General features: G+C 29.0%; 21 protein-coding genes and 1 riboswitch. Of the genes, 18 read left to right on the forward strand and 3 right to left on the reverse strand.

Features of this window, described 5'->3' with window-relative positions; translation table 11 throughout:
* The first annotated feature begins 362 nt into the window (after nt 1-362).
* The 3 genes from psyc5s11_RS04390 to psyc5s11_RS04400 all read left to right on the forward strand — a co-directional run bounded on the left by psyc5s11_RS04390 (nt 363) and on the right by psyc5s11_RS04400 (nt 2596).
* Complete coding sequence (locus psyc5s11_RS04390) at nt 363-1049, forward strand: peptidylprolyl isomerase (protein ID WP_224036419.1); 687 nt, start codon at nt 363-365, stop codon at nt 1047-1049.
* A gap of 90 nt (nt 1050-1139) precedes the next feature.
* Entirely contained in the window at nt 1140-1820 is a 681-nt protein-coding gene (locus psyc5s11_RS04395; RefSeq protein WP_224036420.1) for an ATP-binding cassette domain-containing protein, read from the forward strand.
* A complete protein-coding gene (locus psyc5s11_RS04400; RefSeq protein ID WP_224036421.1) occupies nt 1817-2596 on the forward strand; it encodes an ABC transporter permease in 780 nt (259 codons plus the stop codon). The genes psyc5s11_RS04395 and psyc5s11_RS04400 overlap by 4 nt, the downstream gene beginning before the upstream one ends.
* A 94-nt stretch (nt 2597-2690) precedes the next feature.
* On the opposite strand, the gene psyc5s11_RS04405 is transcribed toward psyc5s11_RS04400, so the two are convergent.
* Complete coding sequence (locus psyc5s11_RS04405; RefSeq protein WP_224036422.1) at nt 2691-4496, reverse strand: carbon starvation CstA family protein; 1806 nt, start codon at nt 4494-4496, stop codon at nt 2691-2693.
* Between the two features lie 214 nt (nt 4497-4710).
* Here psyc5s11_RS04405 and psyc5s11_RS04410 point away from each other — a divergent pair, with 214 nt between their 5' ends.
* The 3 genes from psyc5s11_RS04410 (at nt 4711) to mgtE (ending at nt 8641) form a co-directional block, all read left to right on the forward strand.
* A complete protein-coding gene (locus tag psyc5s11_RS04410) occupies nt 4711-5907 on the forward strand; it encodes a LytS/YhcK type 5TM receptor domain-containing protein (protein ID WP_224036423.1) in 1197 nt (398 codons plus the stop codon).
* 18 nt (nt 5908-5925) lie between these two features.
* Entirely contained in the window at nt 5926-6684 is a 759-nt protein-coding gene (locus tag psyc5s11_RS04415) for a LytR/AlgR family response regulator transcription factor (protein ID WP_224036424.1), read from the forward strand.
* A 118-nt stretch (nt 6685-6802) separates the two neighbouring features.
* Nucleotides 6803-6966: riboswitch (M-box (ykoK) riboswitch) on the forward strand.
* 331 nt (nt 6967-7297) lie between these two features.
* Nucleotides 7298-8641, forward strand: a complete 1344-nt coding sequence (gene mgtE / locus psyc5s11_RS04420) for a magnesium transporter (RefSeq protein ID WP_224036425.1) — start codon at nt 7298-7300, stop codon at nt 8639-8641.
* Nucleotides 8642-8908: 267 nt separating this feature from the next.
* On the opposite strand, the gene psyc5s11_RS04425 is transcribed toward mgtE, so the two are convergent.
* Nucleotides 8909-9889: a LacI family DNA-binding transcriptional regulator gene (locus psyc5s11_RS04425; protein ID WP_224036426.1), complete on the reverse strand. Its 981-nt coding sequence runs from the start codon at nt 9887-9889 to the stop codon at nt 8909-8911.
* A gap of 674 nt (nt 9890-10563) precedes the next feature.
* Between psyc5s11_RS04425 and psyc5s11_RS04430 the strand changes: the two genes are divergently transcribed.
* The 8 genes from psyc5s11_RS04430 to psyc5s11_RS04465 all read left to right on the forward strand — a co-directional run bounded on the left by psyc5s11_RS04430 (nt 10564) and on the right by psyc5s11_RS04465 (nt 21264).
* Nucleotides 10564-11871: an ABC transporter substrate-binding protein gene (locus psyc5s11_RS04430; protein ID WP_224036427.1), complete on the forward strand. Its 1308-nt coding sequence runs from the start codon at nt 10564-10566 to the stop codon at nt 11869-11871.
* A 117-nt stretch (nt 11872-11988) separates the two neighbouring features.
* A complete protein-coding gene (locus psyc5s11_RS04435; protein WP_224036428.1) occupies nt 11989-12873 on the forward strand; it encodes a carbohydrate ABC transporter permease in 885 nt (294 codons plus the stop codon).
* Nucleotides 12873-13700 carry a carbohydrate ABC transporter permease gene (locus tag psyc5s11_RS04440; protein ID WP_224036429.1) on the forward strand — a complete coding sequence of 276 codons (828 nt, stop codon included), beginning with the start codon at nt 12873-12875 and terminating at the stop codon, nt 13698-13700. Before psyc5s11_RS04435 ends, psyc5s11_RS04440 begins: the two co-directional genes overlap by 1 nt.
* Nucleotides 13701-13729: 29 nt before the next feature.
* Complete coding sequence (locus tag psyc5s11_RS04445; protein WP_224036430.1) at nt 13730-15193, forward strand: glycoside hydrolase family 32 protein; 1464 nt, start codon at nt 13730-13732, stop codon at nt 15191-15193.
* 93 nt (nt 15194-15286) lie between these two features.
* Nucleotides 15287-17365 (forward strand): methyl-accepting chemotaxis protein, encoded by a 2079-nt coding sequence (locus tag psyc5s11_RS04450; RefSeq protein WP_224036431.1) that lies wholly within the window; start codon nt 15287-15289, stop codon nt 17363-17365.
* 126 nt (nt 17366-17491) lie between these two features.
* A complete protein-coding gene (locus tag psyc5s11_RS04455) occupies nt 17492-18466 on the forward strand; it encodes a LacI family DNA-binding transcriptional regulator (RefSeq protein WP_224036432.1) in 975 nt (324 codons plus the stop codon).
* Nucleotides 18467-18721: 255 nt separating this feature from the next.
* Complete coding sequence (gene gtfA / locus psyc5s11_RS04460; RefSeq protein ID WP_224036433.1) at nt 18722-20146, forward strand: sucrose phosphorylase; 1425 nt, start codon at nt 18722-18724, stop codon at nt 20144-20146.
* Between the two features lie 179 nt (nt 20147-20325).
* Nucleotides 20326-21264 (forward strand): carbohydrate kinase family protein, encoded by a 939-nt coding sequence (locus tag psyc5s11_RS04465; RefSeq protein WP_224036434.1) that lies wholly within the window; start codon nt 20326-20328, stop codon nt 21262-21264.
* Nucleotides 21265-21420: 156 nt separating this feature from the next.
* Here psyc5s11_RS04465 and psyc5s11_RS04470 read toward each other — a convergent pair whose 3' ends face one another.
* Nucleotides 21421-21789: a MerR family transcriptional regulator gene (locus psyc5s11_RS04470; RefSeq protein ID WP_224036435.1), complete on the reverse strand. Its 369-nt coding sequence runs from the start codon at nt 21787-21789 to the stop codon at nt 21421-21423.
* Nucleotides 21790-22032: 243 nt separating this feature from the next.
* Between psyc5s11_RS04470 and psyc5s11_RS04475 the strand changes: the two genes are divergently transcribed.
* The 4 genes from psyc5s11_RS04475 to psyc5s11_RS04490 all read left to right on the forward strand — a co-directional run bounded on the left by psyc5s11_RS04475 (nt 22033) and on the right by psyc5s11_RS04490 (nt 26952).
* Nucleotides 22033-23370: an MATE family efflux transporter gene (locus psyc5s11_RS04475; RefSeq protein WP_224036436.1), complete on the forward strand. Its 1338-nt coding sequence runs from the start codon at nt 22033-22035 to the stop codon at nt 23368-23370.
* 465 nt (nt 23371-23835) lie between these two features.
* Entirely contained in the window at nt 23836-24993 is a 1158-nt protein-coding gene (locus psyc5s11_RS04480) for an aldo/keto reductase (protein WP_224036437.1), read from the forward strand.
* Nucleotides 24994-25177: 184 nt separating this feature from the next.
* The gene (gene cbiM, locus psyc5s11_RS04485) at nt 25178-26161 is read left to right on the forward strand and encodes a cobalt transporter CbiM (RefSeq protein ID WP_224036438.1); all 984 of its coding nucleotides are present in this window, start codon (nt 25178-25180) and stop codon (nt 26159-26161) included.
* Nucleotides 26158-26952, forward strand: coding sequence for an energy-coupling factor transporter transmembrane component T family protein (locus psyc5s11_RS04490; RefSeq protein ID WP_224036439.1), 795 nt, complete (start codon nt 26158-26160; stop codon nt 26950-26952). Before cbiM ends, psyc5s11_RS04490 begins: the two co-directional genes overlap by 4 nt.
* Nucleotides 26953-26962: the final 10 nt, after the last annotated feature.

Genomic DNA, 26962 nt, shown 5'->3' on the forward strand with positions numbered 1-26962 from the left:
AAATTTCTAATATAATTATAACAACTTATGAATACGTTTTACAAGATTAATTTAAAAAAATATAAAATAATTTATTTATATATAAAATAAAGTCTCATATATGAAATTTATAGCCTAATTAGTAATGTTTAGTTTAAAAAAGTGTTAACTGATGTAGGTTGAATAAATATATATATAATCAGAGTGTACAGATGTTAAATAAAGGTAATATAATTAACATTTTGTAATGTATAAAATATAGACTTTAGGAAGATATTATACATAGCTTAATTTAAAATTGATTTTGAATTAAGCTCTATTAGTAATATAAAAGATTATGGTATACTGAAGTTATTAAAATATACATATAAGGTGGAAAGAATATGAACATAAGAAATATAAATAAGTATCTAAAGTTAATAGTAATAACAGTATTAATGAGTTCACTAGTGCTAGTTGGATGTGGAGTGACTAAAGTTAATAATAAAGAAGAGGCAGATGCATCTGTTGTAAAAAGTGAGAGCAGTGATACAGAGTTAACAAAGGAAAGTGAACATTTGCCAGTGGCTACTATAACAGTAGATGGATATGGAGTCATTGAAGCTGAATTATATCCAGAAATTGCTCCAAATACAGTTAATAATTTTATTGATTTAGCTAATAAAGATTTTTATAATAACCTAAAATTTCATAGAATAATTAAAAACTTTATGATCCAAGGCGGAGATCCAAAGGGTGATGGAAGTGGTGGACCAGGATATTCAATTGAAGGTGAATTTACTTCAAATGGATTTGCCAATAGCTTAAAGCATGCAAAAGGAGTCCTTTCAATGGCAAGATTAGGAGAAGATCCTAATAGTGCTGGAAGTCAATTCTTTATAGTAACAAAGGAAGCAGCACATCTTGATGGAGATTATGCTGCATTTGGTAAAGTAATATCAGGATTAGATGTATTAGAAAAAATCGAAAATGTAAAAACTTCAAATGATAAGCCAAAGGAAGATGTAGTTATAAAATCAATTACTGTTGATACAAAAGGAGTAACTTATAAAGAACCAAATAAAAAATAATTATTTACATCATAGATGATTATTTGTTTTGTAAATAATAAACTTTTAAAATAGAAGAATGATTAAAGAATAAAGAAAGTGAGTGAGTCCATGTTTGAAGTAAATTATCTTAAATTTAAGAATATTTTAGATATTAAATTTTTAGGTATTAATAAACCAATAACATGTATTGTTGGTCCTTCTGGTAGTGGGAAAACAACATTATTACGTATGTTGAATAAGCTAAATGTGCCTGACAATGGAACTATTATCTATAATGGCAATGATATTTCAAAAATGGACACTCTAAAATTACGTCGTCAAGTGGTTATGTTGGGACAAACTCCAGTGATTTATAGTGGGTCAGTAGAGGATAATTTGCAAATAGGGTTATATTTTTCAAAGAGGCTACCCGCATCTATTTCAGCAATGAAAGAAAGTCTTGAAAGGGTAGAATTGAATAAGTCTTTAAGTGATAGTTGTGGCAAGCTTTCAGGTGGCGAGAAGCAACGTTTATGCCTTGCTAGAGTTATGCTAATGGACGCAGAAACATATCTCTTAGATGAGCCATCAGCGGCACTAGATAAAGAAACTGAACAATTTATTATAGACAATTTATCAAGATTTGTTTTGGGAAATCATAAGCAATTAGTTATGATTACTCATTCAGAACTAATTGCAGAAAAATTTTCAGACTCAATTATAAGAATTGAAAATGGTAAAGTTATGGAAGCATATAATATGGAGAAATATGAGATAGTAACAGAAGAGCGTTATGGAGGCATATTATGAATGATGCAGTAATGAATCTTTCAGTTTTCCAACTGTCTATAGCATATATTTTTGTTTTATTGCTTTTAGTTATCTTTAAGTCAAGAGGGATTAGGCGAGAAAAGCAAATATTAATAGCATCTACAAGAATGACGGTGCAGCTTACTTTAATGGGTTATGTATTAATGTTTGTTTTTGATAATCCAAGTTGGTGGCTTACTTCTTTGATGATTACAATTATGATTACATTTGCAATTTATAATTCTGTTGAGAGAGTAAAAGCTACAATGTCAAAGGAGCTTAAAGGAATAATTGCTTTTTCCATGATATGCGGTGCTCTGGCTACAGCTGTATTTTTTATTATTGTAGTCTTGCAGGTAAGACCATGGTTTAATCCACAATATTTTATTCCTATTTCAGGAATGATTATTGGAAATAGTATGACAGGTATTGCACTAGGTGCGAATAAATTATGTAGTGACATTGAGGATAAAAGAGTTGAAATTGAAAATTCTTTGATGCTAGGAGCAAGCCCTGTAGTTGCGACTAGAGAAATTGTTAACAACGCTTTTGATAGTGCTATTTTGCCAACTATGAATAACATGTTAACTATGGGAATTGTATCACTTCCAGGAATGATGACGGGACAAATCCTTTCTGGAACATTTCCACTAACTGCAATTAAATATCAGATTGGTATAATGCTTGCTATTTTAGGTAGTACAGGCTTAGCTACTGTTTTGTTTGTAACCCTTGGATATAGAACATTTTTTACCAAAGATAATAGATTAAAATAAAATTATGGAGTTAACATATATAGAATATTAGAAGAGAACAAAACCATTTAAGATCCTAAGATTTTAAATGGTTTTGTTCATTTATCTGAAATTGTTATATAGCATCTTTAATGGAATCTTCAATGTAATCATCTAGTTCACCACTAAAAGTTTTATTCCAATTCTTTTTCCAAGATCTAATACATTCATATAATAGTACAGCTAACATAGCCATTATAATAAAGGACAATACAGTTAAAGCAGTTTTCCCATTTGGGATATAATTATTAAATATATTTTCAAATGAAGCAACAGTTGTAGTTATTGCAATGAATGCCATAGGTATTATTGTTATAGCAACATATTTCTTTTTATTCAATTCTAGAAGAACTGATGTACCAATTGCAAATGCTATAGCTGCTAAGGATTGATTAGCTACACCAAATAGTGGCCAAATTGTTGAAATGTTACCACTATAAAGTAATGATCCCCAAGTAACTGACATTAAAGCACTAAAGAATACAAGATTAAATTTGTTTTTTTCTTTAAAAGGTTTATATATTGTTCCAAAAAGATCTTGCATTAAATATCTTCCAATTCTTGTGCCAGAATCTATAGTTGTTAATATGAATAGAGCTTCAAACATTATACAGAAGTGATACCAGTAAGACATTATTTTATCTATACCAGGAATGTTATGGAATACATATGTCATACCAACAGCTAATGAAACTGAACCACCAGTTCTACCAGATAATGTTTCACCAACAAGTGATTCAAGCCATGGTAAATCTACTGGGGACAAGCCCATTTTAGCAAAAACTGCTGGTGCAGAATTAATTGCAAAATAATCTGCTGTAGGTAATGAACAAGCTGCGATTAGTGCCATTAAAGATATAAATGCTTCAAGTAACATAGAGCCATAGCCTATTGGTAAAATATCTTTTTCATTTGCTATTAACTTTGGTGTAGTACCAGTGCTTATTAATGAGTGAAAGCCAGATAATGCACCACAAGCTATTGTTATAAATAAGAATGGAAATACTTTACCATTAACAATTGGTCCACCACCATGAACAAATTCTGTTATTGCTGGCATTTGTAATTTTGGTTGAAGTATTACTATACCAATACATAAAGCACCAATTACACCAAGTTTCATATAAGTACTTAAATAATCACGAGGTAATAATAATAACCAAACAGGTAATGCAGCAGCACAAAAACCGTATATAACTAAGATTACAGATAATTGCTTTATGTCAAGAGTTAAGAAATTTCCAAGTGCTGTGCCTTGAATTTTAGGACCGAATACAACTGCAAGTAATATTAACCCCATTCCTAGTACAGTTCCTTCACCAATTTTACCAGGTCTAATAAATTTTAAATAAATACCTATAAAAAATGCTATTGGAATAGTGGCACCTACTGTGAAAGTTCCCCAAGGACTATTATAAAGTGAATTAACAATAGGTAAGCCAAGGCCTGCCATTGTAATTATAAGTATAAACGTAACAGAAATTGAAGTTATTAAGCCAACTTTCTTGCCTAAACAATGGCCTGCAATTTCAGCTATAGATTCACCCTTGAATCTTACTGATGCAAATAACATTACCATGTCATGTACAGCACCAGCTAATACAGAGCCTATTAATATCCAAAGTGCTCCAGGAAGATAACCAAATTGAGCAGCTAAAACTGGACCAATAAGAGGACCAGCACCTGCAATAGCTGCAAAGTGGTGACCGAGTAACACCAATTTGTTAGTTGGTACAAAATCTTTTCCATCATTGTATACTTCAGAAGGAACTTTTCGGGTTTCATCTAAAACTAGAACCTTAGCAGCAATAAAAGCACCATACAATCTGTAGCCAATCGTTAAAATTAATATACCTGCAATTACTAAAAAAATAGAATTCATAATTTAATCCCCCTTTTATTGTAAATGTTTACTTTATTCATGTATAATGTATCATGTAGAAGAGAATAATGACTATGATTTATAGGCGAAATAACATATTTTAAGGATAAATTAACAAAATATTAGGGTGATTTGCATTTGATTTTAATCTAAATCAATTACAATTTGAGATTTTATTAGAAAGTATTATAATGGTCTTGAGGTTGGTGATAATATGTTAATGATAAATATGCTAGAAAGAATGTCACTTATAATAATATTTACATATATAATATTACAAACTAATATTATGAAATATTTAGTAAAGGATGAATATAACAAGAAAGACAAAATAATAATGATTGTGTTATTTTCAACGCTTTCTATTTTGGGGACTTATTTTGGAATCTACATAACAGACCAATCAATAGCTAATAATAGACCAATTGGAGCAATAGTAGCAGGATACTTAGGTGGACCTGTTATTGGATTAATAGTTGGAGGTATAAGTGGAGTACATAGATATACATTAGGGGGATTTACAGCCTTAGCTTGCGCCTTATCAACAGTTGCAGAAGGCATAATAGGAGGGTATTTTAGAATATTATTTAAGAAAAGAGGTTTAAATCCAATAATTGCAGGACTCGCAGCAGTAGTAGCAGAAATAACTCAAATGATCATTATTTTAATATTCACAAAAGATATAAATGCTGCAATAGACCTTGAAAAAACAATAGCATTATCTATGATAAGTATAAATTCCATAGGGGTATTTTTAATAGTTATGGTAATTGGAAGTTCAAAGAGGCTAGTTGATGGACAAGTTAATTTGGTTAAATTAAAGGAAGAAAATAAAATAGCAGAATTAAAAGCGCTAAAAGCGCAAATAGAACCACATTTCTTATTTAATTCCCTTAACGTTATAGGTGCATATTGCAGAACAGATGGAGAAAAGGCAAAAGATCTCATATTAAATCTTTCCAATTATTTTAGAGCAACATTAGAAATAGAAGGAGATTTTTCTACATTAGAAAAAGAATTAACACTTATAAAAGCATATGTGGCAATTGAACAAGCTAGATTTTCCGATAGATTACAAGTTGAATTTTTAATAGATGATAATTTGCTAGGTGTAAAGTTTCCAATACTTATACTTCAACCAATTGTTGAAAATTCAATTAAACATGGTATATTAAAAAAAATTGATGGCGGAATAGTAACAATTTCAGTAAGAGACAATGAAGATGAAGTTCATGTTGAAATTAGTGATAATGGAGTAGGATTTGAAAATGCAGATGAATCCATATCTACGGGAATTGGACTTAAAAATGTTAATAATAGACTTAAATTACTATATGGGGAAAGGTATGCTTTAAATATAGTGAGTTCGAATAGTGGAAGTAGTGTTAGCTTTTGTGTAAAAAATAATTAATTGGTAGGGGGAATTAAATTGAAATCACTAGATGAGATTAAAGTAGTAATAGTTGAGGATGAAAAAATTTCTAGCGATGAATTAAAATACATAATATCAAAGGATAATAGATTTAAAGTTGTAGGACAAGCATATGATGGTATAAGTGCAGCTATATTAATAGAAAATGAGGCGCCAGAAGTTGTCTTAATTGATATTAATATTCCTGGGAAAAATGGTATAGAATTAGCAGAAGAAATAAAAAGTATATTACCAGATACAATTTTAATTTTTCTAACAGCATATGATAGTTATGCAATAAAAGCTTTTGAACTTAAAATTTATGACTATATATTAAAACCATATGATGAGAAGCGAATAGCAGAGTCACTAAATTGTGTAGTTAGTACTATCATTAGCAGAAATGAAAATCAAATTACTGATATATTATATAAATTAGATAACAAACAAACTGTAAAAAAGATTCCATGCGAAAATAATGGTAGAATAATCCTTATTGATATTAATAAAATTTCTTTCTGTTATTCTGAAGGAGAAAAAAATTATGTTAAGACTGAAAAAGATATTTATTGTACAACAAAAACATTACAAGAGTTATCAGAAAAAACAAATTTTTGTAGATGTCATAGAAGTTATATAGTTAATCTTGAAAAAGTTAAAGAAGTTTATTCATGGTTTAATGGAACTTATAAATTAATTATTGATGATAATGAAAATAACGAGATACCGGTAAGTAGATCACATGTTAAGGAAGTTAAGAGTGTTTTAGGATTATAATAAAAGGGCATTTTAATTTATTACAAAAAATTAATTTTTAGATAAGTTACAATTAGTTAATCTGTGTGATATAATAAGTGCGAAATAAAAATGTATATCATTAAGTTTAGACTAAAATCATATATATTGTTAGGTGAGGCTCCTATAAAGAAATATGCTGCTACCCAGAAAAATCCAGAGATTCCAATGGGTTAACAAAAATCATCGCAAAGGTGTTTTTTAATGTAGCTGATAGAAATATCTACGCTTTATAGTGCTAAAGCTCTACGAATAATTAAAGTTATTATAGACTTTTTGCGTAGAGCAAAAGGTCTTTTTTAATTCATTAGGAAAGTATAATGTTTAAAATCTTTACATAATGTTGAGAATAAACATACAATACTATAGCATAGATTTTTTTATTAAAAAAAGGTGGTGGTACAAATGGACTCGTATCCGAGTAGAAACTCTAAAATGAAAACTGAAGATAGTGAAGAGGGCGAGACGGAATTTATTTGTGCCACATATAATAAAAAGTAATTTATCCATAATTTTTAAAGATAGCTGGGTAAAAATTATTTATATCATATGTAGAAATTAATGAAGACTTCCCTATAAAAAGGAGGAAGCATATATGAAAATAAATATGAATAAAGAAGAACTAAGAAAATTTTTACTCCATGCTCCACAAGGAAGCATTCATAAGTATATGGAAAATATTCATCCAGTCGATATTCTTGATATATTACGAGAAAATCCAGAGGATAGCTTCGATATACTAAATAGATTACCAGAAAAAACAATCGCAACCATTATAGATGAGGCAGAAGATAAAGAAAAATATGAAATACTGATTAAGTTTGAAGATAATAAGCAAAAAAATATAGTAGAAGAAATGTCATCAGATGAGTTAGCTGATCTTTTAGGCATACTAGATGAAGAAGAATCAAATAAGTTATTATCAAAAATGACAGCCCGTGATGCGAGAAATGTTCGTCAATTATTAAGTTATGCTCCAGATACTGCAGCTGGTATTATGGCTAGTGAATTTATTTCGGTTAGAGAAAATATGACGATTAAAGAGACATTGAAATATTTGCAACAAAATAAAGATGATAGTGAAAATATTTATGACCTTTATGTAATAGATACTTTTGATAGATTAAAAGGATCTATTTCTCTAAAAGATATTGTTGTTAATGATTTTGATACAAAGATTTCAAGTATAATTAATACAGAAGTCTCAACCATTCCATTTGATATGGATCAAGAGCAAGTTGGTAATAAATTTGTAAAGTATGGTTTTTTAAGCATGCCTGTAGTAGATAATTCCAATAGATTACTTGGAATTATAACAGTAGATGATGCTATGCAAATTATAAGAGATGAGGGAACAGAGGATATTAATCGTCTTGGTGGTGTTGCTGCTGAAGAAAAGATTAATGGTACGTTGAGAGATTCTGTAAAGTATAGATTGCCTTGGTTACTCATAAATCTTTTAACAGCTATTTTTGCATCAGCTATTGTAGGGATGTTTGAAGTAACTATTGAAAAAGTTGTTTCTCTTGCAACATTTATGTCTATAGTTTCAGGTATGGGTGGAAATGCAGGAACGCAAACATTAACTATAATTGTAAGAGGATTGGCACTAGGGGAAATAAGTTATAAAAATATTAAACGTGTATTAGTAAAGGAATTTTGTATTGGAATAATTACAGGAACAGTTATTGGTACAGTAATAGCAATATTAGGATTCATTTGGGAGAGGAATATTGCATTTGGAATAATAATTGGAGTTGCAATGATTTTGAATATGATAGTTGCAACTGTTACAGGATTTGTTGTTCCTATAGTTCTTAAAAGATTAAAGATTGATCCAGCATTAGCATCATCAATATTCGTAACAACATTTACTGATGTTTTAGGATTTTTCTTTTTCCTAGGACTCGCTACAATCTTTATTCAATATTTGGTATAAGCAAAATCAAAAAAATAACAAGTCAATATGCTAGTCTATTTCGTGTCATACTTCGTCAGTATGTTCACATAATAGCCCTCTATGAGGTAAACATACTTCCTCGTGTGACGCAAAATATACATCGCATTTTGGACTTGTTATTTTCTTTCATATGCCTAAGTCCTAAAGTGTCATTTAATATATATTTAGAATAAAAAAGTGTCACAGTTTGCAAATGTAAATTGTGACATTTTTTAGATTTTACAATTACAAAATATCCTATGATATTTATGTGGTTTGGCCTTGACATATCATTAGAGGTAATTTTATATCATTAGGTATCATAGTATTATGATTGCTAATCAGATACAAAAGAGTTGATACAGCTGAGTTTGAAATGTCTCTTATAGGCTGTTTAATTGTAGTAAGAGTCGGAGTTGAAATACTACCTAGTGCAATGCCATCATACCCTATAATTTTTATATCGTCAGGTATTTTGAGCTTTCGCGATACCAATTCTTTTATTACTGCAAGTGCAATAGTATCAACAGCAAAAATACCATCAATATTGGGGTTATTATCCAATGACTTGGTTATAAAAGGTAGATAATTTTCAAATGGAAAAAAATTTACTGGAAATTCTATGTTCGTACAGTTAATATTATTCTTTTTCATTGCTTCAGAAAATGCAAAGTTTCTTTCATTAGCAGGTGTTTTTACTTGGCTATTTCCTACGAATTGAAGAACATTTTTACAACCACAGCGTATTAATTCATTGGCAGCTAAGTACCCCCCCTGCATATGATCAGCTGATATAACGGGGATATCTTTTCCAAGATATCTGTCTAAAGCAACTATTGGGAGTTTTACTTTCATATACTCTTCTAATTTTAAAGTATGACTACCGATTATTATCCCATCAACTTGATTTCTTTGTAACATAGCTATATATTCTTTTTCACGAACACTATTATTGCTTGCATTACATAATAAAAGCTTATAACCATTCATATATAATGCTTCTTCTATATATTTTGTTTCCTCAGCGTAAAAGGGCATACTAACATCGGGTAATATTAAGCCAATTAAATTAGATTTTTTTGTATATAAACTCTTAGCCATTTCATTTGGATGATAATTTAAAATTTCCATAGATTCATATACTTTCTTTCTTGTAGCTTCAGAAATATAACCTCTATTATTCATAGTTCTAGATACTGTTGTCACTGATACACCAGCATGACTCGCAACATCTTTTATATTAGGCAAAAAATCACTTCCTTCACAATTAAAACAATTACTATATTTACTGTAACATTAACTGAAAAAAACGTACATGTCAACATGTTGACATAAAAGCTGTTAAAGTTTCATGTGTTAACATATTAATAAGCATTTTTATGGTTAAATTTTATCTGCAAATATTGTAATTTTACATAATTAAAAATAAAAAAAGTATCCAATTTGCCTTGTTAATATATTTAGTGCTGATTCTAATATTATCAATTCTATGGAACTTAAATTCAACATGTTTTATAAAAAACTACAAAAATAGAGAGTGTAAAAATTCAAAAATTGTAAATAATACTAATAATATAAATATAATTCCCAAAAAAATGATAAAGTAGAAAATGAACTGTAATTATTCTAACATTAAAGATAACGATTTTGCTGTGTAAGATTAAAAAAAATATTATGAAAAAATATTATAAAAATTTTATGTTAAACGATTGACATATATTTAGTATGCATATATAATAAATTCATAAAGTAAATGTTTTCAGAGTTAAATAACAAGTAACAGATTTTAGTAATGATATTCATAGTTTAATCCATTCTTAAGTAAAATTTAGATAGGAGTAAATTATTTGTATAAAAGGGTTAAATCAAAGGTTGTCTTGCAACAAGTGAGGATATCCTATAAAAAAATAGGGGGTAACGTTATGAAAAAAACAAAATTATTATCTATTTTAACAACAGTCGTATTAACAGTTTCTTTATTGGCTGGTTGTGGTTCTAAAACAGGAGATTCAACTAGTAGTAAAGAGTCTTCAGGGAAAGCTGTTAAAATAACATTTCTTAACTCAAAAGGAGAAATCGCAACTCAATTAGAAGATGCGGCAAAAGCTTTTACAAAAGAAAATCCTAATATAACAGTAGATGTTGTTCAAGCTGCTGCAGGAGAATCACCATTCCAAAAGGTATCTTCAATGTATGCATCTGGAAATGCACCATCTTTAAGTATGCTTGATCCTAACGATATGGGGAAATTTAGCGATAAGTTCCTAGATCTTTCATCTGAAAAATGGGTTAAAGATGCATCAACAGGATCTTTAGATGCAGCTAAGACAGATGGAAAAGTAATGGGATTCCCACTATCTATTGAAGGATATGGATTAATATACAATAAAGCAGTATTAGACAAAGTTTCAGTTGATCCAGCGTCTATTAAAACTACTAAGGATTTAGAAGCAGCATTCCAAAAAATACAAGCTGCAGGAGTAGCGCCAATTGTACTTTCACCAATGGATTGGTCATTAGGAGCACATTTCTTACCAATGGTATATACGGATCAATCAAAAGATGCTGGATCAGCAGATAAATTTACAGCAGATATAAAAGCTGGAAAAGTTGATTTAGCTAGTAATGCATTATTTAATGGAATAATGACAACTTTTGATGTTTTAAAAGCAAATAATATTGACAAAGCATCACCACTCGCTGGAACTTATGAAAAAGCACCTGAATATTTAGGTACAGGTAAAGCAGCGTTCTGGTTTATGGGCAACTGGGCATGGCCACAAATTAAAGAATTTGATCAAGCTAATGGACAATACGGTTTTATACCAGTTCCAGTAAGTAACAATGCAGATGATTATGGTAATTCACAAATATACGCAGGACCAGCTAAGTTTATCGGAGTAGATAGTAAAAATAATGATGCAGATCAACAAGCAGCAGCAAAAAAATTCTTAGAATGGATGGTATATAGTGATGCAGGTCAAGACTTTTTAGTTAATAAATCTAGTTTAGTTCCTGCTTTCTCAAATATAAAACTAGAAATAACTGATCCTCTTGGAAAATCAGTAAAACAATATGTTGAAAATAAAAAGGCTATAGCACCTATGACAACATTACCAGGAGATCATTGGGCACAACTTGGAGGCTCAATGCAAAAATATCTTGATGGTAAAAGTGATAAAGCAGCTTTAGCTAGCGATATCCAAAATTATTGGAAAAATGTTAAATAATAGTGTTAAATAACAACATACAAAAATAGCATAAAACATAATAACGGATAGGCGTATTTACGAATATCCGTTATTAAATATAAAGACTAATATATTATTATAGGAGGAGGAACGAATATGACAAACGAAAAGAGTCTTTTAGGCAAATTAAGAACTTATCTTATATACGCAGGACCAGGTACATTTGCATTTTTTACAGTTATGATAATACCATTTCTATATGGTATTTATTTAACTTTTACAAATTGGAATGGTATATCAGATGCTCATGATTTTATTGGATTTCAAAATTATAGTGAGGTATTTAAAGATGGAGTGTTTTGGACTTCATTATGGTTAACGTTAAAGTATGCAATTGCAGCTGTAGTACTTATGAATGTAATAGCATTTTTACTAGCATATGTATTAACAACTGGAATGAAAGGTCAAAATTTCTATAGAGCAGGATTCTTTACACCAAATCTTATTGGTGGAATTATACTTGGATTTATTTGGCAATTTGTATTTTCAAATATATTAGTTTATTTAGGTAATAATTTTAATATTCCAATTTTTTCAAGTTCATGGCTTGCAGATCCTGATAAGGCACTTTGGACTTTAATTATTGTAACAGTTTGGCAATATTCAGGATATCTAATGATTATATATGTAGCAGGTTTTATGAATGTTCCTAAAGATATATTAGAAGCAGCGAGTATAGATGGAGCAAATGGTTTTAGAAAAATGATAAGTGTAACACTTCCTATGATGATTCCATCATTCACAGTTTGCTTATTTTTAAGCTTACAAAGAAGCTTCATGGTTTATGATGTAAATCTTTCTCTTACTAAGGGTGGACCTTATCAAAGTACTGAAATGATATCAATGCATGTTTATAATAAGGCATTCTTATCACAACAATATGGTGTTGGACAGGCAGAAGCATTTGTTTTATTTTTAATTGTTGCTGGAATATCATTATTTCAAGTATATACAACTAAGAAGATGGAGGTGGAAGCATAATGAAGAATAAGAAATTAATAGAAAATATTATAAAGTATGTAGTTATATCAGGTCTTCTACTTGTATATATAGTGCCATTCGTCTTTGTGTTAATAAATTCATTTAAAGCCAGAAAGGATGTAATAGCTAATCCATTAGGATTACCAAGTACTTTCAAATTTTCTAATTACATTGACGCTTTTCAAAAAATGAATTATGGTCATGCATTTTTTAATACACTTATAATAACTGTTTTAAGCGTGCTTATTATAATTATATTTTCTTCAATGACCGCTTATATATTGGTAAGAAAGGATTGGAAATTAAATAAATTCATATTTTTTGCAATGGTTTTATCTATGATTATACCATTCCAAGGAATAATGATACCTTTAGTATCGATTTATGGATCAATAGGAATGCTTAATAGTAAATGGGCATTAATTTATATGTATTTAGGTTTTGGAATATCTTTAGCAGTATTTATGTATCATGGGTTTATTAAAAGTATACCAGTAGAGTTAGAAGAGGCTGCTATGATAGATGGTGCTACAAGATTTCAAACTTTTTGGCAAATTGTATTCCCAATTATGAAGCCTATAACTATGACTATAACTACTTTAGATATGTTATGGATATGGAATGACTTCTTATTACCATCATTAATATTAATAGCTCCAAATGAAAAAACTCTGCAATTGTCAACATACGCTTTCAATGGTACTTATACTTCGGATTACGGTTTATCAATGTCAGCGCTAATGTTATCAATTCTTCCAGTGTTAATAATTTACCTATTCTTGCAAAAGAGTATTATAGGTGGAGTTTTACAGGGATCTATAAAATAAAAATATAGTTTTTATTAGGAGATTAAAAAATGTGTAGTAATAAAAAAGAAGAAGCAGACCAATACATTAAACAAAATAAACATAAGATAAACAATCAATATAGGTTAAATTATCATTTGATGGCGGAATATGGATGGCTTAATGATCCAAATGGCTTTATTCAATATAAGGATATGTATCATTTGTTTTATCAGCATTATCCATATGAATCAGTTTGGGGGCCTATGCACTGGGGGCATGCAATAAGTAAGGATTTAATAAAGTGGGATTACTTACCAGTAGCTTTGGCGCCAGACGAAGATTTTGATAGTGATGGATGTTTTTCTGGAAGTGCAATAGAAAAAGATAATAAGTTATATCTTATGTATACAGGTCATGTACATACAGGACCTAATAAGAAAAAGGATTATAAGCAGTTGCAATGTTTAGCTTATTCACAAGATGGGATTGATTTCACAAAATCTAAGCATAATCCTGTAATAGGCTCTTATCAAGTGCCAGAAAACTCAAGTAAGAAAGATATTCGTGACCCTAAAACCTATAAAGTTGGGGATTACTACTACACTTTTTTAGGATCTAATGATAAATGTGGAGATGGGCAAGTCTTGATGTACAAATCTAGTGATTTAATAAATTGGGAGTTTGTAAGCGTTATTGCAAAAGGTAATAATAATTTGGGCGAAAATTGGGAGTGTCCAGATTTATTCTCATTGCAAAGCAAAGATGTTCTTATTGTATCTCCACAATACTTAAACGCAAATAAGGCTGATTTTACAAATATATACTCATGTGTATATATGATAGGAAACTTAGATTACAATATTGGAAAATTTGAATATAATGATTTTTATCCAATTGATTATGGTTTTAATTTTTATGCACCTCAAACAACTATTGATAGTAAAGGTAGAAGAATTATCATAGGTTGGATGACTATGTGGGAAAAAGAATATCCAACTCATAGTAATGGACATAACTGGGCTGGAGCTATGACAATTCCAAGAGAGATAACTTTGAAAGATAATAAGCTATATTTTAAACCAGTTGATGAAATTGAAAAATATAGAAGTAATGAAGTTGCTTTAAATAATATTAAATTAAATGGAGAAAAAACCTTTGATACTTATGGTGATAGTTATGAACTTCAAGTAGTTTATGATGCAGAAGAAGCCAGTGAATTTGGATTGAAATTAAGAGCAAATAACCAGGAAGAGACAGTATTATCATATAACAAAAAGGATAAAACATTTATATTGAATATAGACAAATCAGGCATTGGATCTAAGGGAGAACGAAGAACAAAAATTAACTTGATCAATAATAAGTTAAATCTCCGAATATTTGTTGATAAATGTTCTATAGAAGTATTTATTAATGAAGGAGAAAAGGTAATGACGAGTCTTATATATCCAAGTAAAGATGCACTTGAAATTGAGGCATTTTCAAAGGGACAATGTAATATAGAACTTTTAAAAAAATGGGATATAGAGTAATAAAAATTAATATAAAAGGTGTTGCTGAATTATTGTCTTGGTAAGGTTTTAAAAGAAACAAACAATATATTAACTAACAGGAGATGAAGGAATATGGGTAAAATAGTACACTTTTTCAAAAAGATAAAAAACAGTATAAAAATAAAATTTAAAATGAAGTCAATAATAAAAACTAAAATGAAGTCGACAATAAAAACTAAACTAATGGCAACATTTTTAATAATGGCTACATTACCTATTATTATAGTTGGAAGCTTTTCATATATAATAGCTGAAAATACTGTAGAAAAAAAAGTGTCTACTTTTTCACAACAATTGCTCAATCAGATTAATATGAATGTTAGTTCATTTATTAATGAATATGTTAACAAGACAACTTCAGTGATAACAAATTCTAAGTTAGCTGAATTAATGAAGGATATTAATTCAGACAGTTATTCTTATGATAATATGGTCAAAAGCAAAGAAGTTGAAGGAATCCTTAAATCTACAGCTAGCTCTGATGCCAATATATCTACTTTTTGTGTTCTTCAACAGGATGGTAAAGTATTGGGAACAGTAGATGCTCATTCCCAGGATTATATTAAAAATAAGCTTAAAGATTCTCCATTATATAGTGAAATAAGAAAAAATGATAGCAAAGTATATTGGGTTACAGGCATTAATGATAATTCTGAAATATTCTTAATGAGGGAATATAAGGATACAATTAGAAGCAATGATAATGGCATATTAATAATGGCAATTAAAACAAATGTTTTTAAAAACCTTTTTGAAAAAATGCAATTGGATAATAATAACAATATTCAAATATTAGATGAAAATAAAAATATTATTTTTAATATTGATGATAAAAACACAAATAATGAAGGATTAAATAATATTATAAATGAAGTATATAATTTAGAACCTTCTGGAAATTTTGTGAAAGACAATAATTTAATTACCTTTAGCTCTTGTGATAATGGATGGAAAATCATATCTGAAGTTCCTATGAGCTCGCTTATAAATGATATTAGATTATCTGGTTTGTTTACATTAATAATTGGAGTAGTATGTGGAATTATAGCAGTGATAATTGGATTGTATATAGCTCTTAGTATAGTTAATCCAATTAATAGTATAGTGAAGTTAATGAAAAAAGCAGAAGAGGGAGATTTAACAGTAATTTTAGATTATAAAAAGAATGATGAAATAGGTAACTTGAGCAATAGTTTTAACATAATGATTAATAAGATAAAAGGACTTATTGGAGAGGTAAGTGAAGTATCCAATGCTGTTTTGAAGAATGTTGAAAATGTAACAACAATTTCAAGGGAATCCGCTGAAGCTACAGAACAAATATCTATAGCAATTGGAGAAATTGCAACAGGATCTACAGAACAGGCAATAAGCTCCAGTGAAGCAATAAATCAAATAAAAGTTTTAGCTGAAAAAATAGATGCTATTAGAGAAAGTACAAAAGAGGTTAAGGATATCTCTAATAAAACAAAAGAGATTGGAACTGAATCTATTGTAGTAGTTAGTGAGTTAAATCAAAGAACTAAGGAGTCATTGCAAATGGCTAATGAAATTAATGCAGATATTTGTGAATTAAATGATAGCTCTAAAGAGATAGAGAAAATAATTGAAGTTATAAAATCAATTAGTGATCAAACAAGTCTTTTATCTTTAAATGCATCAATTGAAGCAGCTAGAGTTGGAGATGCAGGTAAGGGATTTGCTGTAGTTGCAAATGAAATAAAAAAATTATCAGATCAGTCAAAAGAAGCAACTATGATGATAGCTAATATTGTTAATAATATTCAAAACAAAACCAGAAGTACTGTTAAATTAGTTGAGAAGTCCAATGATATATTTAATGAACAAGAAAAATCCGTAAATAATACAGATGATGCATTTAGGAATATTATTAAATCAACAGAGAATATTTCAGTACAAATCGAAAATGTTATAGTTTTAATGAATGATATGAATAGTTATAAAGAAAAAACAATAGAAGCAGTTGAAAATATTTCAGTTCTTGCAGAAGAATCTTCTGCTGCAACAGAAGAAGTATTGGCATCAGTTGAGGAAGAAAATGAATCCTCACAAGAACTAGCAGCATTATCAAATGAATTATATGAATCAATTCAAGTACTTAATAAGTCTGTGTTAACATTCAAAATATAATTCAAAGATAAAGATATATTTATAAGATATTCAAACAGATGTTCTATGATTAATTTGGAAGAATTGTGTTATAATAACTTGAGTTTTCAGATATAACTTAAATTTAGTTAAGAAAAGGATGGTTTTATGGCAACAATAAAGGATGTGGCTGAAGTAGCTGAAGTTACAGTTACTACAGTTTCCAGAGTTTTAAATAATAGAGGATATATAAGTGAAAAGACTAGAAAAAAAGTTTACGATGCTATTAAGCAGTTAAATTATAGTCCGAATGAAATGGCAAGATCTTTGCTTCGAAAGAAGTCGAATTTGATTGGACTTATAATTCCAACAGTAGCTCACTCATTTTTTGCAGAGTTAACTAATTATATAGAGTATTATGCTTATAAATTAGGGTATAAAATCTTGTTATGCAATTCATATCAAGATAGTGTAAAAGAAAAAGAATACATTATGATGTTAAAAAGTAATCAAGTTGATGGAATAATTATGGCAAGTCATACTTTAGAAATAGATGAATATCTTAATCTTAATCTTCCAATAGTTGCTATGGATAGAGCATTTTCAAAAAGTATACCTTTTATTACATCAGATAATTATAGTGGAGGAGTATTGGCCACTAATCTATTGATTGATAACGGTTGTAAAAAACTTGCGCATATAAGTGGATCTTTGGATTTAGAAACTCCAGCAAACAATCGTTATAAAGCATTTCTTGATGTGGTAACTAAAAGGAATGTTGAAAATATCATTTTAGAAACTCAATTAGGAATATTAGAAAATTATGAAAAAATAGTGCATAAATTATTTGAAGAGCATCCAGATATAGATGGAATATTTGCAAGTAGTGATATGATAGGAATCTCAGTTATAAAAGTTGCAAAGGAGCTTGGAAAAGAAATACCTAAAGATTTGAAAATTGTAGGTTATGACGACATTAAATTTTCATCTTTAGTTTCACCTTCACTTACTACTATAAAGCAACCTATTGAACAAATGGGAGAGTTAGTAATACAACTATTAATAGATCAAATGGAAGAAAAAGAGGTTTCTTTAGAAAATGTACTACCAATAACTTTAGTAGAGAGAGAAACCACAATCTAGGATATAAATTTAATCAACTTTTTTGAGTGATATAAAGTGAAACTTGATTCAGGTGGGGTTTTGATCCCCATCTGAATCTTAGTTGAACTTATATAATCAAGGGGCACATAGTCAAGGTGCGTGTAGAGCCTTTAGCTCCCATTTGAAAAAGTGTGAGTGTTAAGGATGCTAGCTATCGAATAAAAAAGTTGATTAAATTTAAATATAATGGAGTCGTTAAGTTTTTTATTGACTCAAATAAAAAAGGAGATTATTATGAAGAAAAATAAAATTAAAAATGAAATTATGCTTATAACTTATGCAGATAGCTTAGGTGAAAATTTAACAGATTTAAAAGAAGTTCTAGATGAGCATTATGGAGGGGCTATAGGTGGTGTTCATATTCTTCCATTCTTCCCGTCATCAGGAGATAGAGGATTTGCACCAATGCGATATGACATAGTAGATGAAGCTTTTGGAACTATGGAAGATGTAAAAGAAATAAGCAAGACAAATTACTTGATGTATGATTTTATGGTAAATCATATTTCGAGGCAATCTGAATTTTTTAAAGATTTTCAAGAAAAGAAAGATGAATCAAAATATAATGATTTCTTTATAAGATATAAGAATTTTTGGAAAAATGGTGAACCAACTGAAGAAGAAGTAGATGCGATTTATAAGAGAAAGCCAAAAGCACCATGCTATGAAGTTGAGTTTAAAGATGGAACTAAAGAAGAAGTATGGTGTACATTTGGAGAAGAGCAAATTGATTTAAACATGGATTCAAAAGTAGCAAGAGAATTTATCAAAAATACATTAATATCTATGTGTGAAAATGGAGCATCAATTATCCGTTTAGATGCATTTGCATATGCTATAAAACAACCAGGAACTAGTTGTTTCTTTATTGAACCAGAGATGTGGGATTTACTTTATGAAATACAGGAAATAGTAAATAAATATGGTGTTGAGATTTTACCAGAAATTCACGAACATTATACAATACAACATAAAATTGCTGAAAAAGGATTTTGGATTTATGATTTTGCCCTGCCAGTTTTAGTTTTACATGCATTATATTCAGGTAAAGGTGAAAATCTAAAGAAATGGCTTGATATGAGTCCAATGAAGCAATTTACTACATTAGATACACACGATGGCATTGGTATTGTTGATGTAAAAGACTTAATGACTGATGAAGAAATTGATGAAACAAAAGAAGCTATGTTTACAAAAGGTGCAAATGTTAATAAGATATATAATACAGCAGCGTATAATAATTTAGATATATATCAAGTGAATTGTACCTATTATTCAGCTCTAGGAAATAACGACAAGGCTTATTTATTAGCTCGTGCAATTCAATTTTTTGCTCCTGGAATACCACAAGTTTATTATGTAGGAATGCTTGCAGGTGAAAATGATATTAAATTAATAGAAGAAACTAAAAATGGTAGAGATATCAATCGTCACTATTATTCAAAAGAAGAAATTAAGAAAAACTTTGAAGATAGAAAGATTGTAAAGGATATTAGAGATTTAATGAAATTACGTAATTCTAATGCAGCATTTGGATTAGATGGGGAATGTATTACTGAAGTTAATGGTAATGAACTTATAATAACTAGAAAGTGTGGAGAACATACAGCAATATTAAAAGCTAATTTAAAAACTCGTAATTTTACTATTGAAGTATAGCATTAAACAGGAAAATAAGTTATAATAATTTAATAAATATAGATGTAAATTTTTTTTAAGATATATGTCAAACCATTGACATAGAGTAAAATTATAAGGTCAATGGTTTTAGAAAAAGAGATTAAATCAAAGGATGTATTTAAATTTTGGAAATATTTTGTATTTAAGGAGGATGAAAGATGAATAAAAATATTTTTTGTATCGGAGAACTCTTAATTGACATGGTTTGTGTTGATAATAAAGGGCTAAAAAATGGAGAGAAGTTTGAAAAGAAAGCAGGGGGAGCACCCGCAAATGTAGCAGCTAGTATTTGTAAAGTAGAGGGTAATGCTTATTTTCTAGGTCAAGTAGGAAATGATTTCTTCGGAAGTTACTTAATTGATTTGCTAAATGATTTAAATATAAATACTGAAATGGCAGTGAAAAAAGGTAGCACAACAATTGCTTTAGTTGGAATCGATGAAAATGGAGAACGTAACTTTGACTTTTTAAGAGGGAGTGATGGGGACTATTCATTTGAGAATATTGATTTATCAAAGATAACTAAATCAGATATTATTCACTTTGGTTCAGCTACAGGATTTTTAGAAGGAGAATTAAAGAAAACATATTTTAAATTATTAGAATATGCAAAAGCTAATAATATATATGTATCCTTTGACCCAAATTATCGTGATGCATTAATTACATTAGATAAGTTAGAGTTATTTGTAGAAGATAGTATCGCTTTCATAAAACAAAGTGATTTCACTAAGCTAAGTGATGAAGAATTATATTTACTAACTGGAGAAAAAGATATTACAACAGGAGTTAATAAATTACATGATTTAGGTGTAAAGGTTGTAACTATTACTTTAGGAGCTAAGGGAACTTATTTAAGTATTAATAAAGAAAATATAATAATTCCATCCATTAAGATTAAACAAGTTGATTCAACAGGCGCCGGAGATGCCTTTGTTGGAGCGGTATTAAAGCAGTTAGCGGATATTAGAGATAAAGAAAACATAACATTTAAAGAATGGGAGAATATAGTTGCATTTGCTAATAAAGTAGGAGCAATTACATGTACAAATTATGGAGCAATAGCTTCAATGCCAGTATTAAGTGATATAAGGTAAAATCATATTGAAATTTCATAAATTAGACTAAAAAAACAACAATTACCCAAAGAAAAAATAAATTCTATTTTGTTTGCATATATTACTGAATTAAATGAGGGATATTCAAAAAATAACAGACAAGTATCGTTGGTCTGTTATTTTCTTGAATATGCCCTATATACTTTTTTTACAAGCACAATCGTAATAATTAATTTTACAATTTATCTTATCAAGATTCTTTTGCAATTCAGCCATTTGATTTATAACTTCTTCACGATGTGTTATAAATATTTCTCTACGGACATCAAGAGTATCATCACCTTTAAGACATAACCCAATGACTTCTTTAATTTGCTTTATAGGCATACCTGTATTCTTCAAACAGCAAATAAGTTCAAGCCATTCTAAATCTTTATCTTTAAAATCTCTGTTCCCAGAATCACTTCGGTCTATAAAAGGTAATAAGCCTTCTTTTTCATAATATCTAAGAGTATGTGCAGTTAAATGAGTTTTTTCAGCTACTTCAGCAATACTGTATCCCATAATAGTCCTCCTATAAAAAATCTTAATGTAGTTTATATATTAGAGTATACTCTAAGGCGTTAGATTTGTAAATTTAAACAAGAAATTCTTAAAAAACTATTGACTTATAACCTACTCTAAGATATAGAATAATAATGTAGTAATTTTTAAAATATAGCACAAATTGTTAACGTGAACAGAAGAAGCAGTTAATATAATTAAAAGCTAATAATATATTAATTAATACAGGAAGAAGGAAATATAATGTTAATAAGAAAAAGTATTTTAAAGTTAGCAATACCGATAATGGTAGAGCAAACTTTTGTTATGCTACTTGGAGTATGTAACACAATGATGGCAGGTCATATTGGAGAAGCATCAGTTTCAGCTATTGGAATGGTTGATTCAATAAATATGTTGTTTATATCGTTCTTTGCAGCCTTATCAGTTGGAGCAACTGTAGTAGTTGCTCAACAAATTGGACAAGATGAATACAAAAAAGCTAATGAAACAGCTAAACAAGCTATGGTATCAGGATTTATAGTTTCATGCATAATAACATTGCTATTATGGATTTTTCGTGTGCCTCTAATTAATTGTTTATATGGCTCAGCAGAAGAATTAGTTAAATCAAATGCAAAGATATATATAGAATTTACTTTATTTACATATCCATTTATTGCTATAGAACAAATTGCAAATGGTATACTTAGAGGAGCAGGGGATACCAAGACTCCAATGTATATTACCATGTTTATGAACATAATAAATATTATTTTAGGATACATATTAATATATGGGGTTAATACTTTTTATATACCATCATTTGGAATAATGGGAGCTGCCATAGGAATAGCCATAGCTAGAATAATTGGAGCTATTATTGTAATTATAGTTTTATTTAGAGGTAGTAAAATTATAAAAATTAAAAAATTATTTCCATTTAAATTTGATATGGAAGTACAAAAGAGCATATTTAATATAGGAATACCAGCAGGCATGGAGCAAGTAATTTTCAATACAGGGAAATTAATAGTACAAGTATTCATAGTAACTATGGGAACTGCTTCAATTGCAGCTAATGCTATTGGAATGTCAATATCACAAATAATTAATGTTCCAGGAAATGCACTTTGTTTAGCAGCAACTACTTTAGTAGGTCAGTATGTTGGTAGGAATGATGTTAAAGAAGCAAAAAGTACATTAATTTATTTAGTTAAATTTACAACTATTTGCCTAGTATCTGTAGGAATTCTATTTGTACCAATTGCAGAATGGTTAGCTAGTCTTTACACAAATGTTCCAGAGGTAATAAGACTCACTGGGATATTAATTAAAAGTAATAGTATGGCATTACTTGTATGGGCAATTTCATTTGTACTTTCATCAGGACTAAAAGGTGCTGGTGACACTAGATATACTATGATGACTGCATTTATTGGAATGTGGATATTTAGAATAGGCTTAGGATATATATTAGGAATTGTACTTAATATGGGTATTCTTGGCATCTGGATTGCAATGTATATAGATTGGATTGTTAGAGGGTCAATGTATTCATTTAGACTTAAGGGTAATAAATGGCTTATGCATAGACTATAAAGTTCGAAATGGTACTGTTGCAAAAGTATTTTTTATCATCATCATATATTGAAATTTATTTTCATAGTGAGTGTTTTAAATAAATGTTGTTAATATACTTAGAAATTATATGATAGTACAAGCATTAAAGAAGAACTGAAATATATTGCGAAAAGCAATATAAATATGAGTTTAATAATTAATAAGGCACATGGACTTGTTATTTTTTTGATTGTGCCTAACAACATTTTATTAAAACACTATGTATAGAATTAAATATTATATATGATAATACGTAGCAGCGTGGACTTATATTTTGTAACAATATCATTTAACAATACACATAAATTTAATATATAGTTGTGAGTTAAATAAACAAATGATAAGTCACTCGATAAAAAAGTGTTGACTTAGAGTCTACTCTAAGATGTAGAATAAGTATATAGAAATTTATTTGATAATTTTATTATTTAAGGAGGAATTATTGTGTTATATAGAATATTGGGAAAGACAAATGAAAAGGTTTCGGCTTTAGGTTTTGGATGTATGAGGTTACCTATTATTGATGGAGATACTACTAAAATTGATGAAGAAAAAGCTACAAAGATGATTCGTTATGCTATTGATGAAGGAGTCAATTATGTAGATACTGCATATCCTTATCATGGAACTGGAATGGGCAATGGAGGAGAAAGTGAACCTTTTGTAGGTAGAGCTTTAAAAGATGGTTATAGAGAAAAGGTTAAGCTAGCTACAAAGCTTCCTAGTTGGTTAATTAAAACTAGAGAAGATATGGATAAATATTTAAATGAACAATTAGAACGTCTTCAAACAGATCATATAGATTTTTATTTAGTCCATGCTTTAGGTGCAGGTACTTGGGCAAATCTAAAGAAATTAGGAATAGATGAATTTTTAGATTCTGCCATAAAAGATGGAAGAATAAAATATGCAGGATTTTCTTTCCATGACAAGTTAGAAGTATTTAAAGAGATAGTAGATTATTATGATTGGTCTTTCTGCCAAATTCAATATAATTATTTAGATGAAGAATTCCAAGCTGGAACTGAAGGGTTACATTATGCAGCTAATAAAGGATTAGGTATTGTTATTATGGAACCACTTAGAGGTGGTAAAATAGTTAAGAATCTTCCAGAAGAAGTTATGAATACTTTTGATAAAGCAGATATTAAAGGATCACCAGCTGAATGGGCATTAAGATGGGTATGGAATCACCCAGAGGTGTCTGTAGTGTTAAGTGGTATGAACATAATGGACAATGTTACAGAAAACATAAAGACTGCAAGCGTTGCTGCACCTAATTCTTTAACGGAAAAAGAATTAGAAATAATGGATAATGTTAAAAAAGTATTTAAAGAAAGAATAAAGGTTAATTGTACGGCTTGTGAATATTGCATGCCTTGTCCAGTAGGAGTAAATATTCCTAAGAACTTTGCTTGTTATAATGAATATAGCTTATTTGTTACACCAGAAACAGAAAAAGAACTTAAGGTAAGATACAATTCTGTAGAAGCTAAGGAAAGAGCAGATAAATGTGTAGAGTGTGGCAAATGTGAAAGTCATTGCCCACAAGCAATTAAAATTCGTGAAGAATTAAAAAATGTTACTGCTTTGTTTGCTTAGGGAGATGAAAGAAAATAACAAGTCAATGTGCCTAAATATTAATTTTCTTTTAAAAGAAAAAGATTTTTTCAGTATATATTCTTAATAATTTTAAAATATATATTCTAAACCATATATTCTTCAGAATATTACCATAAATATTCTGAAGAATATTCACAATAATTTATAAAAAGGAGTTTGTTATATGCATATACCAGATACTTATTTAAGTCCTTCAACTTGTGCTACTTTTGGAGTGGTTATGTTACCTATATGGAGAAGGGCAAGTGTAAAGGTAAAAGCTGAAATAACAAGACAAAAAATGCCTCTGCTTGGAGTAGCTGCAGCATTTTCATTTCTAATTATGATGTTTAATATACCTATTCCAGGAGGAACTTCAGGGCATGCTATTGGAGCAGGACTTATAGCTATTCTGCTTGGACCTTACGCAGCAGTTTTTGCAGTTACTATAGCTCTTGCAATTCAAGCATTGTTTTTTGGTGATGGAGGAGTTTTAGCAATAGGTGTAAATTGTTTTAATATGGCTTTTATAATGCCGTATGTAGCATATTACTTATTTATATTTATGAAAAAAATTTTTCCGGGTAAAAAAGGGGAATATTTTGGAGCTTTCTTAGGGGGGTATATTTCTATTAATGTTGCAGCTTTAGTTGCAGCTATTGAGTTTGGAATTCAACCCTTACTTTTTAAGGATGCTTCGGGATTACCGTTATATAGTCCATATGGATTAGCTTACTCTATTCCGGCTATGACTGTACCTCATTTATTAATAGTTGGTTTCCTAGAGGGAATAATAACTTTAGGGGCATACAGTTATATCAAAAAATCATCTTCTGAGATAATATACAAAGGAAAGCTTAACAAGATAAAATATTTATATATTATAATAGTAATCCTTGTCTTAGCTACTCCTGTAGGGCTTTTAGCTAAAGGGACTGCTTGGGGAGAATGGGGAACAGAAGAACTTAAGGATTTGATAGGATTTGTACCTAAGGGCATGGAAGAAGGTTTTAAATTTAATTCACTAATGCCAGATTATAATTTTGGTAACCTAAAAGAATACTTTGGATATATTGTATCAGCACTTTTAGGAGTAATAATTATATTAATTATTTTCAAACTTCTAGCAAAGATAAATTTAAGCAAAAATCAAAAGGAGAATAAATGATTCCACAATGGCTTTCAGAAAAAGATAATTATATACCAAAGGAAGAAAAAAACTTATATATTGAAAAAAGTATTTTTTCCTTAATTAAGATAATTTCAATTATTAAGCAAAGTAAAAGTCGAGATAAATTTTTATATTTAATTAACCCAACATTGAAAGTTATAAGTACAATATTAAGTATAGTATTAATATCGCTATCAAGAAGTTTTATTTATTTATTGATAATGGATATATATGTTTTAATAAATCTTCTACTTATGGACAAGAAATCAAGGAAAAGAATATTTATTAGAAGTTTAATCTTTCCTTTTATAACTTTAATTGCGTTAATACCATCTATGGTTTATGGAAATATTTATAATAGTTTATTACTTTTTCAAAAAATCATTACAACTATAGTAATGATGAATTTATTAGCTCATAACACTAGATGGAGTGAGATTACTAAATCACTAAAACTATTATTTATACCAGATATATTTATTTGGATTATGGATATAACCATAAAGTATATTGTCTTACTTGGAGAATACTCCATTAACTTATTATATGCATTAAAACTTAGATCAGTTGGCATAACTCATAATAAATATAATTCTCTTACAGGAATTATAGGAAGCTTATTTATAAAGTCTTATAAAATGAGTGAAGAAATGTCTCAGGCTATGGAGTGCAGAGGTTTTGTAGGTGAATATACTACAAAGGTGAATTTAACTTTTAGGAAAATTGATTATATTTATATGGTCATAAATATGTTATTAGTTAGTTTGTTTATATATTCAATTTACTAAAACATATAAA

The organism is Clostridium gelidum (genome assembly GCF_019977655.1).
Classification (GTDB): domain Bacteria; phylum Bacillota; class Clostridia; order Clostridiales; family Clostridiaceae; genus Clostridium; species Clostridium gelidum.

What these genes read in the sequence shown, in the direction of transcription:
- psyc5s11_RS04435 (WP_224036428.1), top strand. Translation starts at nt 11,989, where the DNA reads ATGACAAACGAAAAGAGTCTTTTAGGCAAATTAAGAACTTATCTTATA.
- psyc5s11_RS04470 (WP_224036435.1), bottom strand. Translation starts at nt 21,789, where the DNA reads ATGGGATACAGTATTGCTGAAGTAGCTGAAAAAACTCATTTAACTGCA.
- psyc5s11_RS04395 (WP_224036420.1), top strand. Translation starts at nt 1,140, where the DNA reads ATGTTTGAAGTAAATTATCTTAAATTTAAGAATATTTTAGATATTAAA.
- psyc5s11_RS04430 (WP_224036427.1), top strand. Translation starts at nt 10,564, where the DNA reads ATGAAAAAAACAAAATTATTATCTATTTTAACAACAGTCGTATTAACA.
- psyc5s11_RS04410 (WP_224036423.1), top strand. Translation starts at nt 4,711, where the DNA reads ATGTTAATGATAAATATGCTAGAAAGAATGTCACTTATAATAATATTT.
- psyc5s11_RS04490 (WP_224036439.1), top strand. Translation starts at nt 26,158, where the DNA reads ATGATTCCACAATGGCTTTCAGAAAAAGATAATTATATACCAAAGGAA.
- gtfA (WP_224036433.1), top strand. Translation starts at nt 18,722, where the DNA reads ATGAAGAAAAATAAAATTAAAAATGAAATTATGCTTATAACTTATGCA.
- psyc5s11_RS04445 (WP_224036430.1), top strand. Translation starts at nt 13,730, where the DNA reads ATGTGTAGTAATAAAAAAGAAGAAGCAGACCAATACATTAAACAAAAT.
- psyc5s11_RS04475 (WP_224036436.1), top strand. Translation starts at nt 22,033, where the DNA reads ATGTTAATAAGAAAAAGTATTTTAAAGTTAGCAATACCGATAATGGTA.
- psyc5s11_RS04400 (WP_224036421.1), top strand. Translation starts at nt 1,817, where the DNA reads ATGAATGATGCAGTAATGAATCTTTCAGTTTTCCAACTGTCTATAGCA.
- mgtE (WP_224036425.1), top strand. Translation starts at nt 7,298, where the DNA reads ATGAAAATAAATATGAATAAAGAAGAACTAAGAAAATTTTTACTCCAT.
- psyc5s11_RS04450 (WP_224036431.1), top strand. Translation starts at nt 15,287, where the DNA reads ATGGGTAAAATAGTACACTTTTTCAAAAAGATAAAAAACAGTATAAAA.
- cbiM (WP_224036438.1), top strand. Translation starts at nt 25,178, where the DNA reads ATGCATATACCAGATACTTATTTAAGTCCTTCAACTTGTGCTACTTTT.
- psyc5s11_RS04390 (WP_224036419.1), top strand. Translation starts at nt 363, where the DNA reads ATGAACATAAGAAATATAAATAAGTATCTAAAGTTAATAGTAATAACA.
- psyc5s11_RS04440 (WP_224036429.1), top strand. Translation starts at nt 12,873, where the DNA reads ATGAAGAATAAGAAATTAATAGAAAATATTATAAAGTATGTAGTTATA.
- psyc5s11_RS04455 (WP_224036432.1), top strand. Translation starts at nt 17,492, where the DNA reads ATGGCAACAATAAAGGATGTGGCTGAAGTAGCTGAAGTTACAGTTACT.
- psyc5s11_RS04465 (WP_224036434.1), top strand. Translation starts at nt 20,326, where the DNA reads ATGAATAAAAATATTTTTTGTATCGGAGAACTCTTAATTGACATGGTT.
- psyc5s11_RS04405 (WP_224036422.1), bottom strand. Translation starts at nt 4,496, where the DNA reads ATGAATTCTATTTTTTTAGTAATTGCAGGTATATTAATTTTAACGATT.